Source organism: Micromonospora sp. NPDC050980 (assembly GCF_040653835.1).
In the GTDB taxonomy this organism is placed as follows: Bacteria; Actinomycetota; Actinomycetes; order Mycobacteriales; family Micromonosporaceae; genus Micromonospora.
In genome coordinates this window covers 120019-133837 of the sequence record NZ_JBFAGS010000014.1, presented here as the reverse complement: position 1 = coordinate 133837, position 13819 = coordinate 120019, and the positions used below count along the sequence as shown (strand labels likewise).

Sequence of the window (13819 nt, the reverse complement as noted above, 5' to 3'; positions counted from 1 at the left end):
CTTCGGCTCTCACGTCGACTGCCTCCTCGTGACCGAGGTGGAACGGAGCCAGTCCGCCAGGAAGTTGCACCGGGTGTGGAAGTAGTTCCGGGATCACCGTCCGCTCGGGGACCACACCGGGTAGGACGACGGCACCCTCACCCGGAGACCCCGATGGGATGTGGTCGTTGTCAGACCTTCGGATCCGTCCGTCGGCGCGCGCCCGGCGGCCAGACCACGGTGACCGGGATGCCGAGTTGGCTTGCCCAGCCGACGGTGCGGTCGGTCGACGCCCCGTGGCACCCGGCCTCCCCGTCCCAGACCGCCACCAACCGCTGTACCCGGGCCAGCAGATCGCGGTTGGCGGCGGCGTACGCCGGGGTGCCCGAGTGGACGTGGCCGGTATGGAAGACGTGCTCCGCGCGTGCGAGCAGGTCGTCGAAGTCGGCGCGCTTGTCCGGCGGGATCGTCGCGTCCCGGTAGTCGAGGGCGGGCAGGACGACGTCGTAGCTACCGCCACCGGCGAGCACGGCCCGGGTGAAGAGCTGGTCGGCGCCGGGCGCCAGGCAGGTGACGCCGTGCACCGGTCGGGTGCTGATCCGGCGCAGCTCGACCCGCAGCGCGTCGGCGACGAGCCGTTCGGTGGCGGCGGTCAGGTTGATGTGCCCGGTGACACCGACCCGCACCGGTGGGTGGTCGGCGGTCACCGGTCGGGACCGCGGGACTGGGTGGGCACGGTGGCGGTCAGCCGGATCAACTCGAACCCGCTGTCGGAGAGCACGTCGGGCAGGGCGCGGATCTCCTGGCGGTTCTTCTCCTGCACGTCAGGGGTCAACTCGTCCCAGGGGCGCAGTGCCGGGTGCCGCCGGCGGGCGTCGTCACGGGGCTCACCGTACGCCCAGCCCTCGCCCGTGCGTTCCCGGCACCAGCGCTCGTGCTCCAGCCTCGCCAGAACCTCGATCCGGTCCTCGATGGCCTGCTCGGCGGACGCGTCACCGGCGCCGCCGCGCCGGGGTGCCACGACACAGCCGAGATTCAGCAGCTTGGCGGCGATGTCCTGGACGTGGGCGCGGTTGGCCCGCCGCAGGGACTCCGGCAGACGGGTCCAGTCGACCATGGCGGCGGCCGGACCGGGTCGCGCCCCGGGGACGTGGTGGGCCCGCAGATAGCGATCGTGGATCTGCCGGGCCAGTCGCTCGGTGAGGTCCTCGGCGATGAGCCGGGCGTCGCAGGCGCGGGTCAGCACGGGATAGAGACGGAGTTTGCCGTGCACCTCGTCGAGCAGGTCGTGCCGTGAGTCGCCGTGGAACGCGGCGGCGAGGGCCGCCTGGCGGTAGACGGGGACGAACACCTCACCGTGCGCCGCCTGCCAGAGGGCGGGCGTGTCCAGGACGAACTGCAGCCCGACGCGCTCGTCCGGCGTGCAGATGTAGATGCGGTCGTAGCCGTCGCGCAGATGGCTCAGCCCGGCCAGCCCGTCGAGGTCCAGGTCGTGCGCGACGACGTCGCAGGCGGCGCTCAGGAACGGGTACCGGGAGGCGGCGCGGGCGAGCTCGGCGCCGGCGTCCGGGGCGACGAGGTCGATCCGCAGCGGTGCTGGGGGGCCGCCGCGGCGGGCGCGCCAGTGCCGGGCGCTCTCCACCAGCAGGGCCCGTCGGAACGCGCCGCGGCCGGCGATGAGCACGCGGGTCGTCCGGGCCGGCACGGCAGGCAGGGGGTGGTGGCGGTGCAGGGCGCGGGCGGCGACGTCGTCCACGTGGAAGTAGTCCAGCCGCAACCGGCTGGAGCCGGCGGCACCGAGTCGTCTGGCCTGGAGGGACAGGCACATCTCCGGGTCGCGAACCTGGACGTAGACCCGGGGCGGCTGGCGGTGGTCCTGGATCAGCCGGCTGGCGGTGTTCGCGACGGCGTGGTTGCGGTCGTCGTCGTCGGTGCAGGCATAGATGGTGTTCGCGCGGGGCAGCCCGGCACCGCGGAGCACTTCGGAGCTGGTGGGGTCGCCGACCACGCCGAGATATCGGCGCTGCCGGTACTCCAGCGGCCCGAAGGGGACGGAGCGCACCACGACGACTCGTTCGCCGTCGGCGAAGAGCCGGTCGGCAAGCATCCGGGCGAACTGGGAGTCGCCGCAGACGAGGACGTGGTCGCGGGCCCGGCGGGCCCGGATGCGACGGATCTCGGCGGCCAGGAGCAGGCGGCCCGCCTCGGCGACGGCGAGCAGGGTGAACAGCGGGGCGACGAAGCGGGCGACCTGGAGCTGCCACGGGTAGGGGCCGGACTCCTGGAACGGCTCCGCGCCGAGAACGAAGAGTTGCAGGTCGTAGTAGATCACGTCGCTCAGGTCGTGCGCGGTTTCCGGCCGGTCCAGCAGCAGCCGTTCGAAGCCGAGGTAGCCGAGGACGAAGGCGACGACGCCGACGACCGCGAACACCGCTCGCAGCCACCAGCCGGTGGGGCGGGGAGAGCCCGCACCGGGCTCAGTCATCGAACGGCTCTCGGGCCGGGCGGGCGGCGGCGGATCACGGTTCGGCGTCGCCGCCTCCTGGTTGCCACCATGGGCCTTATCGTATTGGACAAAGTCGATCAGGTCGGTGTCCAGCGCACCTGCCCGAACGGCTCTTTTCGCAGGTGAACCCGAACGGACGGGCGGCGAGGGTCCGCTGCGGTGGCTACGGACGGCTACCATTCGAAGACGGGCCGGAGGTGGCACACGCGCGGAGCCGGCCTCCGGTACGGAAACACTGGCGCCCCAGACCGGAGCTACCGGAGGATCAGCGAGATGGACGGTGCGGTCAATCCGTTCTCCCCGACGGCCGTCGCCCGGGTCAGCGAGGACGGCGTGACGGGCCCCACGGTGGTCACCGCGGCCATCCGGGACGCGGTCGGGCACCTGGAGAACTACCTCCGGACGGGTGAGAGCGTGACCGTCGCCGTGCTCGGCGACTACGGCACCGGCAAGACCCATCTCGCTGTCGAACTGCTGGCCCGCACGCGGGCGGCCGGCGAGCCCGTCGGCGGCGCGATCTATCTCGACGCCCCGGCCGACACGTTCCGGGCGGTGAGCCGGCAGCTCCTGGGCCGGCTGTCCCGGGAGGCCGTCCGCGCGCTCGTCCGGCAGGCCACCGACGGGATCGAGCCGGCGGCCGGCGCGCGCGCCGAGCGGCTGCGCGAGGAGCTGGCCGGGGTCACCGCGGACCCGTCGTTCGGCATCGTGCTGGCGATGCTGCTGGAGCCGGTCACCGAGGCGGCGGCGTGGGACTGGTTGACCGGCTACCCACCGGGGCCGGAGCTGGTGGCCGCCGGGGTCACCGCGCCCACCGACGTGGAGGCCGCCGCGGTCGAGACGATGGCCGTGCTCGCCGTCCTGCACGCACACCGGCGAAGACGGTTCGTCCTGGTCCTCGACGAGCTGCACAATCTGCTGGCGGGTCGGCCCGGCGACGAGGCGATGGCCCGGTTGGCGGGGCTGATCGGCGCGTTCGCGTCGTCCGGGGCGTTGCTCGTGCTCTCCGGGCTGCCCGACCTGCTGCACCTGCTCAGCCCCGAGGTGCGGCAGCGGATCGGGCCGATCGTGCGGATGTCGGCGCTCAGCGTCCCGGACGTCGAGGAGTTCATCCGGCGGAGCCAGGCACGCACGTTCGGGCAGGCCCGCCTGACGCCGTTCACCCCGGAGACGGTGGACTACCTGACGAACCTGGCCGACGGGGTGCCGCGCCGGGTGATCCGACTCTGCTACGACCTCTACCAGCGGGCGACGCAGGCCGGCACCCCGGTCACCCACGTCATGGTCCGGGAGGCGGTGCGGGTCCAGTTCGACCTGGCCAGCCGGCAGGACGTGGCCGCCACCGTGCGGCGGGTGCTGACCCAGGACGGCTGGACCTACCAGCGGGACCATCTCCTCGGGTCGGTGCGGGACCTGCCTGTCGACTTCTGGATCCCGCTCGACGAACAGGACGCCGGGTGCGGTGTGCTGCTGTCCGAGTCGGTCCTCAAGGCCGAGGAGGTCGACGAGCTGCACCGGCGGGTGGTGGCCATCCGCGCCACGGTGCCCGACAGCGAGGCGATCCTGGTCGTGGTCGGGCACCTGCCCCCCGAGCTGGCGGCGGAGCTCGCCGCGTCGTTCAGCGTGGAGCCGATCGTCTACGACCCGCAGACCTTCGCCGAAGATCTCTCGGGCAGCGTCAAGGCGTCCATGCGCCGGTTGGAACAGGCGGTCGGCGCGGACGCGATGACGTCGGTGCGGCAGCGGGTCGAGCGCATCCACCGGCAGCAAAGCAACACCCAGCGTTCCATCGAGCAGTTGTCGTACCAGTTGGCGGAGCTGCGGGGCGAGCTGGGCGGGTCACGGTCGGCCGGGGCCGGGTTCGACCCGGGCCCGGCGACGGCGCCGGACACCCCGGAGCTGCCCGGCCGGGTGGCCCAGGTGTTCGTGGAGGTGATGGGCGCGCTGGACCAGCTCACCGGCGTCGACCGGCAGCTAAGTGATGCCTTCGCCCCACGGCGCGGCGCGATCGCGGACGAGGGTGGGGCGTCGCTGCGGGCCCGGCTGCGGTCACGGGACGTGCAGCGGGCGTTGGGCACGTCGATGATGCTGCGACGGCTGATCGTGGCGTTCCGCGACGGCGTTGCCCAGTGGTACGACAGCCACCGACGAGACCCGCAGGCGACGGACCCGGAAGCGTTGGACCGGCTCTGCGACACCTACGACGGGCTCGCCGAATACCTACCGTTGTTCCAGCTGGACGTGCTGGGTGACCGCAGCGAGGCCGACGGCGCGGCGGATCAGCCGGACCGGTCGCCCCGCTGGTCGGAGGCGCGGTCGCTGTTCGACGGGTTGAGCGGGCGGGTCCGGCAGCTGATGGTGGCGCGCTGACGGTCGCGTCCGGTCACCGGTCCGGTTCGAGCGAGCCGGCAGTCGGGTCCTCCCGCATCCGAGGCAGCGCGACCGGCTCGGCGGGCGCCGGCCCGTCGGTGCCACCGGTGGACCGGGTGCGGTCGAGCACCACTGTCGCGAGGGCGTGCACCACGTTGATCACGACGATGGCGGTGGCGACGACCCCCACCGTGCCCGGGAAGTTGCGTTCCAGCACGAGGGCGAGGATCACCGCGGTCAGCCCGTTCTGCTGCCCCCAGGCCAGATACCACCGGTCGGCGGCCGGCAGGCGCCGGGACAGCGGCAGCGACACGAGCAGGTGCGCGGCCACCGCGGCGAGGCCGAGCACCACCCCTTCGACCACGTGCACTCCCCGCACGAGCAGCATGCCGAGCAGGAAGGTGGCGACGAGGTAGGCGGCCTGGGTGGACCGGCCGACGACGGGACCCAGTCGCGGCCGGAAGAAGAGCCCGGCGAGTGCGAGGCCGAGCATGAGGAACTGGCCGGCGGCGACCAGCACGAGCACGATCAGCAGTCCGACCGCGGTCCACCGCAGCACGGCACCCCGGCATGCCCCGACCGGGGCGTCGGGGCGGAGGCCGGCGGCCAGCAGGAGACGCCACAGGAGCCAGGCGGCGGCGGCGAACGCCAGGTTGAGGGCGAGACCGAGGACGAGGTCGAGCGGATCGTTGCCGAGCATGCCCGGCGCGGCGGCGGCGGCGTCGCCGCGCAACTCCAGCGCGACAGCGGAGAAATAGATCGTGAGCAGCACCGTCACCGGATCGTCGAAGGACGCCCAGACGGAGAGGATGGCGCGGGCGCGGGGGGAGGTCCGGTCCGGGCGGCTCATGGCGGCCACCGCGAGCGGGTCGATCTGCGCGACCGCCACGCCGAGCACCAGCACCGCCGGGTCGCGGAAGGCCAGATACATCACGGCGGCGATGAGGGCCGCCTTGAGGATCACCCCGACGGTGACGGCGAGCAGCACGGTGGGCAGGTGCGCGCGCACGTCAGCGAGGCTGAGGTCGCGGGTGCTGCCGATCAGCCCGACCCCCAGCAGGATCGCCGCGAGCAACAGGTAGGTCGGCGAATCTTCCAGCCCGCGGACGTGCCCGGCCCAGGCCAGCAGCAGGCCGGACAGCCCGGCGGCCAGCACGGCCGCCGATCGCGCCAGAGGTTTCACAGCCATCCTACGGGCGGTTAGAGCTGAAGAATCCACCGGAGCTTATCGGCCGGACGGCCCGGCAGCGGGTTCGACGAGCCGGCGTCCCACCGTCCACAACGCGTGATCGGCCTGGCTGACCGCGTCCTGGTCGAGGGTGACACCGAACAGGTAGTCGCCGGGGGTGAGCCGGCTGTAGTAGACCGCACCCATTTCCACGTCGAGCACCAGGCGCGCGACGTCACCGTCGACGGCGCGGCGCAGGTCCCGGCTGATCTGCAGCACCAGGAGGGACAGGTCGGCCGCGAGCCGCTGGTAGCGGCTGCGGCGGTCGGCCACGGTCACGCCCCGGTTGAAGAACGGCGCCAGCTCGGGGTGCGCCAGGATGTCGGCGGTGGCCGTCTGTTCCCCCGCCCGGTGGTGGCTGAGGTAGTGCAGCCCGTCCGGCCGCAGCGCCGCGGCGAGCACGCCGTCGGGATCCGCCGACCCGGACACGCGGGGGTGGAGCGGGCCGTCGGAGGTCTGTTGAGCCGCGCGTGTCGTGTCGGTGAGCCAGCCGCCGGGGTTCTGGGAGCGTTGCCGCATCAGCCGGCGCAGGTCGGTGGCGAGCCCGGACGCGGCGCGGTCGACCGCATCGAACCGGGCCGGGTCGACAGGCGTGGCGTCGCCGGGTGCGGCCGGGGCGGAGCCGAAGCCGATCACATGCTCGCTGCCGACCACCGAGTTGCAGAACACGAGGCCGGTGGCGGTTTGTGCGACCAGCCGGATCAGTGCCCCGGTCTGCAGCTCCCACAGCCGGCGGTTGAGCTCCGTCGCCCGGTAGACCAGTTGCGCGCCGACCCGACGGTGGATGTCGCGGCGCTCGGCCAGGTCGTCGCCGTCCCCCGTCGGGGGCGCCGTTGTCTGCGCCAGCAGGTCCAGGGCGAAGTCGAGGACGCCCGAGGTGTAGTGCGCGACGTGGTAGATGCCGGAGTCGGCCAGCAGCACGTCGCGACACAGATCCCGCTTCTTGCGAAACCCGGGGACGTCCTGCTCGGCGGACTCCTCGTGCAGGGCGACGCGTGGCTCCGGAACGGTCACCTGGTCACTCCTCAGCTCTCCGGCACGTCGATGTCGGTGTCGGTCAGGGCGGACGGGGTGACGCCGACGTCGCCGTCGCGCAGCCCCCGGAGGGTGACGGCGTTGGCGGCGGCGTCCAGGCTGCACGGGTGGCTGCGCCCGAGGTAGTGCACGCTGTTCAGATGGGCCTCGTCCTGGATGCGCAGGGCCTCGTCCAGCTCGCCCCGCGCCGCCAGGTGGCCGGCCTGAGCGTTCACCGCCGCCAAGGTCCACGGGTGTACGTCGCCGAGCCGGGTCCGCAGGCTGCGCAGGCCACGTTCCCCGTCCCGGACGGCCTGGTCGTACTCGCCGGCGCCGCGCAGGAACAGCCCGAGGTCGACCGAGCAGGCCGCGATGAAGGGGTGCCCGGTCTCCAGTTGCCGCTCGTAGCCGCGCAGGCAGCGGATGCCGTGCTCGACGGCGATGGTGAGGTCTCCGGCCCGGTAGTAGTCGACCGCCATGCTCAGCAGGCTCGCGCGGGTCAGTGGATGGTCCTCGCCGAGGTGACTGCGGTAGCCGAGGTAGGTCTCGGAGCTGCGGTTCTTGGCGGCGACGGTGGAGCCGAGGCGTCGCTCGGTGACCGCGAGGGTGCGGTTGACCCGCAGCTCCTCGAGCGGGCCGGCGGCCGGCAACTGGTGGATCCGCTCGAGCGCCTCGCGCAGCGTCGCCAGTGACAGCTCGTAGGCGCCGACCTCCCGCTCCAGCGTGCCCACCACGCACGACGCCCGCCAGACCCGGGGGTCCTCGGGCCCGAACAGGGCCATCCGGCGGTCGCGTTCCTGTCGGGCCAACCGCAACGCCTCGCGGGCGTCGCCGGTGAGCAGGAAGGAGAGGGCGAGGTTGTTGACCGCCATCCGGGTGTTCGGGTGGTCGTCGCCGACGACCTTGCGGAACCCGGCGAAGGTGGCCTGGTCCTCGACGAGGGCGTCGTCGAAGCGACCGAGCCCGCGCAGGTCTCCCCCTCGGCCGCGACCGGCGATCAGTGTGCGGTAGTGCCGCAGCCCGTAGTGCCGGCGTTGCTCGCCGAGCACCTGCTCGTCGAGGCGCAGGGCGTCGGCGTACTGGCCGAGGGCGCGATGCAGGTTGGCGGTCTGCACGAGCAGGCGCATGGTGAGCTGGTCGAGCTGGCCGTTGGCGGTCCACCGTTCGCACAGCGGCCGGGCCAGTTGCAGGGCGGACTGCCAGATGTCGCTGTCGTTGGTCAGGTAGAGGTAGCGGACCTGCTTGACGACCCAGTGGCGGACCAGCCGATGGTCGGACTCCAACGCGCCGGCAGGGACGAGGTGCCGTTGCAGCTCCTCGAAGATGTCGAGGTAGCGGCGGTCGTCGGCCTCCGGGTCGGTCGGCGCGTATCCGGCGAGGCCGTGCAGCACCTGGCGGTGGCGTTCCTGCCGCTGTGGGGCGGGGATGGCCTCGCGGAGCAGCACCTGGATGGCGCGGTGCATGCGCAGCGCGGCGCCGCGTCCCCAGTCGACGTCGTAGAGACCGAAGCGGGCGCCGACGGTCAGCACCAGGTCGATCTCGCCGGCGGTGAGCAGCAGTTCCTCGGCGTCGACGTCCGCGGCGCCAGCGAGCTGGGTCAGCATCGACGTCGACCGCAGCAGCGGCAGCCCGATGCCCTCGGGGGAGAGGAACGCGGCGAGTTCGGCCAGGCCCACCGCCAGTGGCCCGAACTCGACGTCGTCGAGGGTGCGCAGCGTGATGTCGAGGACCCGGGCCACGGTGGAGGTGTGCGAGCCGGGGATCCGCTCGTCGTCCTCCTGGGCGTTGGGCCGGCGCAGCTCGTCGAGCAGCTCGGCGACGCTGCGGCTCACCGACTCCAGGTTGGGCAGGCCCTGGCGCTCGAAGGCGCGGGTGCGTTCCCGGATCCAGGCGGTGGCCAGTCGCAGGGCCAGCGGCAGGTGTTCCAGCGCGGCCGCGATGGTCCGCGCGTCGTCGGTGCTGATGCCGAGCACCCGGCGCAGCATCGCGATGCTCTCGTCGCCGCTGAAGGCGGCGACCTCCAGCGGTGAGGGCAGGTCCGGGGACCCGTCGTCACGGGAGGTGATGAGCACGTGGCCGGTGCCGTCGCGGGGCCGCAGCCGCTGCACCACCTCGGCGTTGTCGGCGTTGTCGTAGATCAGCAGCCATCGCGTGATGCCGCCGCGGGTGGACAGCGCGGTCAGCGCCGCCTCCGCCGCCCCGGTGCCGTCCACGGCGTTGATCTCGTCGGCCAGCTCACCGAGGCTGGTCTGGACCGTGTCCCGGTCCTGCGCCGGGATCCACCAGACCACGTCGTAGTCGTAGGCGAACCGGTGGGCGAACTCCCGGGCCAACTCGCTCTTGCCGACGCCGGCGCCGCCGGTGAGCGTCACCGGGTTGCCGTCGGTGCCCAACCGGTCGCGCAGCCGCTCCAGGTATTCGCCCCGACCGACGAAGGACGGGTTGCGCGGCGGCAGGTTGTGTCGCAGCCGGCGGTCCGGCTCGGCCGGGTAGCGCGGCGCGGTGCGCAGATCGGCGGCGGGGGCGGCGGGGGCGATCAGGCCGAGCCGGCTCAGCAGCAGCGACTGCGCCCGGGCCGGGTCGGCGTCGCGCAGGTCGACGACCCGTCGCGGGTCGATCTTCTCGTCGGTCTCGTGGCCGGTGACCAGGACAGCGAGGATCTCGGCGTCGTCGGCCTGTGCGGGCAGGGTGGACAGAGCGGGGCCGACGGCCCGCAGCACGTTCGGGGAGACGACGGCGAGCACGGTGGCGTCGGCCGGATAGGCCGGCGGCGCACCGGAGCGCAGGGCACGGGGGTGGACGGTGACGCTCGCCCGGCGCAGCTGCCCGCAGATCCAGTCCACCCAGGGCCGGTCGGCCGGGTCGTAGAGCACGACGATGTCGTCGGCGCTCTCCGCGCGTTCCAGCAGGACACCCCGGCGGTAGCGGCGCCGGATCCGCTCCGGCACGGCCGCCGCCCGTACCACAGCGCCCCGGCTGATCCACGCCGTCATCCGTTCGTAGGCCGACAGCAGGCTGCCCTCGACGTCGGGCGGATCGGCCAGCACGGCCAGCACGTCGTCGTAGGTGTCATAGGCATGCTCGGGCACCTCGACGATCTCCACCGAGCCGTCGTCCGACTGTGGGTCGGACTCGTCGAGCAGGCCGGCGAAGGCACGGCGGGCGGTGTCGCGGGCCTCGCTGTACCAGGGGTGGTTGGCGTCGCGCAGGGTCGGCGCGGCGAGGATCCGGATGCCGCCGGCGGCCTGCCGCCGCAACTCCGCGGCCAGCTCGGCGGCCTGGTGCATGGCCTGCCGCCGGGGCGGCATGCTGACCACCGCGACGTCGCTGAGCACCGCGACATGGGTGATGCCGGGCAGAGTGAGGTCCACCGGGGTGTCGATGAGGACGTAGTCGTAGCCGGCCTGCTGGAGCAGTTGCCGGAGCCTCGCCGGGTCGCCGTCGGGGCGGCTCACGGCGTCCGCACCGACGCCGACCATCGCGAACCCGGAGCCCGACCCGGGCATCGCGTAGTGGTAGAGGGTGCCCCGGTGCGGCGCGGCGGTGGCGATCAGCGCGGGCGCGCGGTGCGACGGCCCGTCCGGGTGCGGGCTGATCAACGTGGTCAGCTCGGGACCGAGCACGGTGGCAGCCGACACGGCGTCCACCTGGAAGGAGCGCAGGTAGTCGTAGACCCGGGGAGTCCGGGCGCACCAGTCCACGGCCAGGACACGCTTGCCGTTGCCGGCGAGGATCCAGGCGATGTTGGCCACGGCGCTGCTGCGCCCGGTGCCGCTGGCGGGCGACACGAAGGACACGATGGTCCCGGTGCTCGGAGTGTCGTCAGTTGTCGTCATCGAGTGCGCTTTCGAAGCCGGCGTACTGGTCGCCCGGGTCCGCGCTGCGACGTTCCAGTCGACGCAGCGCGGCCACGAGCACCGCGCTGGGCAACGCGTCGAGCGCTCTCAGATCCACATCGGTGAGATCGATCAGATCGGAACGCAACGTTTCCTCCCCCGCGTCCATCCCCCGATCACCGCCTGTCCTCGCATGTGGCTCCGGGTGGTGTCACCACGGATTCGGATATCGACCGACGGTCAGATCCGCTGCGTAGGTTCATGATAACGGTGCGCTGCACCCACGGCGGCCGGCGTCCCTCGGTGCGCGCCAAATCAACGGCATATGTCGATGTATGCTGGGGGTTCCCGCAGCGGCCGGACGGCCCCTCACCTCATGGCGGAGCGGCTCATGCCCGGACCCGATCACGGCCCACGGGTGTCGGTCGTCCCGTTCCGGCAGTTCGTGCTCAAGCTGCACAGCCGTTGCGACCTGGCCTGCGACCACTGCTACGTCTACACCAAGGCCGACCAGGGCTGGCGATCCCAACCCCGGACCATGCCGCCGGACGTGCTGGACCGGACCGCCCAGCGCATCGGCGAGCACGCCCGCGCCCACCGGCTCCGCCGGGTGGACGTCGTCCTGCACGGCGGGGAACCCCTGCTGGCCGGGCCCGCGCGCCTGCGCGCCGCCGTGACGACGCTCCGGCAGGCCGCCGCGCCCGTCCCGGTCCGCGTGACGGTGCAGACCAACGCGGTACGCCTGGACGAGACGTTCCTGCGCCTGTTCGACCGGCTCGACGTCCGGGTCGGCGTCAGTCTCGACGGTGACCGGGCCGCTCACGACCGGCACCGGCGCGGCCCGGACGGGCGCGGCAGCCACGCCCGCGTCGAGGCGGCCCTGCGTCGGCTGAGCACCGACTTCCCGCACCTGTTCAACGGTCTGCTGTGCACCGTGGACCTGCGCAACGACCCGACCACCACCTACCGCGCGCTGCTGGCGCACCGGCCGCCGGCGGTCGACTTCCTGCTGCCGCACGGCACCTGGGCGGCGCCCCCACCCGGACGCACCACCGACCCCGGCCGCACCCCGTACGCGCGCTGGCTGGCCACCGTCTTCGACGAGTGGTACCACACGCCCGGGCAGCGCACCCGCGTCCGCCTCTTCGACGAGATCATCCAGCTACTGCTCGGCGGGACGTCCCGCCTCACCGGGGTCGGCACCGGTCCGCTCGCCGTCGCGGTGGTGCAGAGCGACGGCGCGATCGAACTCGACGACACGCTCGCCGCCGCGTACCCCGGTGCGGCCGGCACCGGGTTGCACGTGAGCCGGCACTCCTTCGACAGCGCGTTGCGACTGCCGGCGGTCCGGGCCCAGCAGACCGGGGCGGCCGGGCTGTGCGAGACCTGCCGGGCCTGCGACCGGCACCGGGTGTGCGGCGGTGGGCTGCGCACCCACCGCTACCGGGCCGGGAGCGGCTTCGACAACCCGTCGGTCTACTGCCCCGACCTGTACGCCCTCATCGGACACATCCACCGGACGGTGCTCCGGGACGTGACAGCGGTGCGGGCGGCGTCGTGACGCTCCCCCACCACCTGCTGCCCGGGGGCGTGCTCGACGAGCTCGCCGCCGGCCGGGGCGGGGCGGACGCCGTCGCGCGGTTGCGCGCCGCGCAGCACAGCAAGACGCTGCTGCTGGTCCGGACGCTGACGCTGCTGCTGGCCGAGGCGGCGAACCCGGACCTGCCGGCGGTCGAGGCGGCGTACCGGGTGCTGGCCGGATGCGGTCCACGGGCACGGGCGGCGGCGCTGGGCCATCCGCCGGTCGCCGCCTGGGCGTTCGGCACCGCCTCGCTGTTGCGGCGCGGGCGCGCTGCCCCGTACCCCGGGTTCCTGGCGGCCGTGGCCGTGGTCGCGGCCGTACGCTCCGGCACGGATGCCGACCTCGACGTGCCGCTCCCGCCCGGCGCACCGGGTCGGCTGGACCTGCCCGGGCTCGGCACCATGCAGGTGCCCGCCGGCGCGACCCGTGCGTCGGTGCGGTGCGTCGACGGACGGCTGCGGGTGCGCTGCGCGGGCGAGCGGTTCGAGGTCGACGACGTGCGCGCGACCGGGCCCGGCTGGACCCCGGTGCCGCGGATGGGCTTCCGCCGCCGGGGGCTGCCGCTGTCGCTGGTGGTGGACACCGCCGGTTGGCAGCACGTCCCCCGGGTCCGCCTCGACGGCCTCGTGACCGACCACAGGTGGCGGCGGCGCCTCGACGGGGCGTGGCGGCTCCTGGTCGACGACCACCGGCCGGTCGCCGAGGAGGTGTCCGCCGCCATGCGGGTGCTGATCCCCATCGGCGCGCCCCGCGCCGGGACCCGCAGCGGCACCTTCCACCACGCGTTCGGCTCGGTGGCGATGTCCCACCCACCGGACCCCCGGGCCGCGGCGGTCACCCTGGCCCACGAGATCCAGCACCTGAAGCTGGCCGCGCTGGCCGACATGTTCGCTCTGTTGGAGCCCGGTCCGGCCGAGCTGTTCTACGCCCCGTGGCGCGCCGACCCGCGGCCCCTGGCGGGCCTGCTGCACGGCGCGTACGCCCACCTCGGGGTGGCCCGGTTCTGGCGCCGGCAGGCGGACGCGGCCCGCACCCGGGCGCAGCACCACCACGCCCAGGTCGAGAGTGTCCGGTGGAGCCGTGCGGTGGCCGACACCCTGCCGGTCCTGCGCGGACGGCACCGGCTCACCCCGGTCGGGCGGCGACTTGTCGACGGGATGGCGGGGGTGCTGGACGGATGGGCCGCTGAGCCGGTCACCTCCGACGCGGCGGCCGAGGCCGGCCGCCTGCTGGCGGCGCACCGCGCCCGCTGGGACCACCAGCACGCGCCGACCGGTTGACATCCACCTTTCCGACCTCCACTACGC

Annotated in this window: 9 protein-coding genes; 3 read left to right on the top strand and 6 right to left on the bottom strand. The window is 73.5% G+C overall.

What is annotated here, in order from left to right; all coding sequences use genetic code 11:
* Positions 1–170: 170 nt before the first annotated feature.
* The gene (locus AB0H28_RS21205) at positions 171–686 is read right to left on the bottom strand and encodes a hypothetical protein (protein WP_358042648.1); all 516 of its coding nucleotides are present in this window, start codon (positions 684–686) and stop codon (positions 171–173) included.
* Positions 683–2464 carry a RyR domain-containing protein gene (locus tag AB0H28_RS21200; RefSeq protein WP_358042645.1) on the bottom strand — a complete coding sequence of 594 codons (1782 nt, stop codon included), beginning with the start codon at positions 2462–2464 and terminating at the stop codon, positions 683–685. Before AB0H28_RS21200 ends, AB0H28_RS21205 begins: the two co-directional genes overlap by 4 nt.
* A 294-nt stretch (positions 2465–2758) precedes the next feature.
* Between AB0H28_RS21200 and AB0H28_RS21195 the strand changes: the two genes are divergently transcribed.
* Complete coding sequence (locus AB0H28_RS21195) at positions 2759–4852, top strand: AAA family ATPase (RefSeq protein WP_358042643.1); 2094 nt, start codon at positions 2759–2761, stop codon at positions 4850–4852.
* Positions 4853–4865: 13 nt separating this feature from the next.
* On the opposite strand, the gene AB0H28_RS21190 is transcribed toward AB0H28_RS21195, so the two are convergent.
* The 4 genes from AB0H28_RS21190 to fxsA are packed head-to-tail and all read right to left on the bottom strand — an operon-like array spanning position 4866 to position 11099.
* Positions 4866–6035 carry a hypothetical protein gene (locus tag AB0H28_RS21190; protein WP_358042640.1) on the bottom strand — a complete coding sequence of 390 codons (1170 nt, stop codon included), beginning with the start codon at positions 6033–6035 and terminating at the stop codon, positions 4866–4868.
* A gap of 42 nt (positions 6036–6077) precedes the next feature.
* Positions 6078–7094 carry a hypothetical protein gene (locus AB0H28_RS21185; RefSeq protein ID WP_358042637.1) on the bottom strand — a complete coding sequence of 339 codons (1017 nt, stop codon included), beginning with the start codon at positions 7092–7094 and terminating at the stop codon, positions 6078–6080.
* Positions 7095–7105: 11 nt separating this feature from the next.
* Positions 7106–10930: an FxSxx-COOH system tetratricopeptide repeat protein gene (fxsT, locus tag AB0H28_RS21180; protein ID WP_358042634.1), complete on the bottom strand. Its 3825-nt coding sequence runs from the start codon at positions 10928–10930 to the stop codon at positions 7106–7108.
* A complete protein-coding gene (gene fxsA / locus AB0H28_RS21175; protein ID WP_358042631.1) occupies positions 10917–11099 on the bottom strand; it encodes an FxSxx-COOH cyclophane-containing RiPP peptide in 183 nt (60 codons plus the stop codon). The genes fxsT and fxsA overlap by 14 nt, the downstream gene beginning before the upstream one ends.
* A gap of 222 nt (positions 11100–11321) precedes the next feature.
* Between fxsA and AB0H28_RS21170 the strand changes: the two genes are divergently transcribed.
* Positions 11322–12491, top strand: coding sequence for an FxsB family cyclophane-forming radical SAM/SPASM peptide maturase (locus AB0H28_RS21170; RefSeq protein ID WP_358042628.1), 1170 nt, complete (start codon positions 11322–11324; stop codon positions 12489–12491).
* A complete protein-coding gene (locus tag AB0H28_RS21165) occupies positions 12488–13792 on the top strand; it encodes an HEXXH motif domain-containing protein (protein WP_358042625.1) in 1305 nt (434 codons plus the stop codon). The genes AB0H28_RS21170 and AB0H28_RS21165 overlap by 4 nt, the downstream gene beginning before the upstream one ends.
* The last annotated feature ends 27 nt before the right edge of the window (positions 13793–13819 follow it).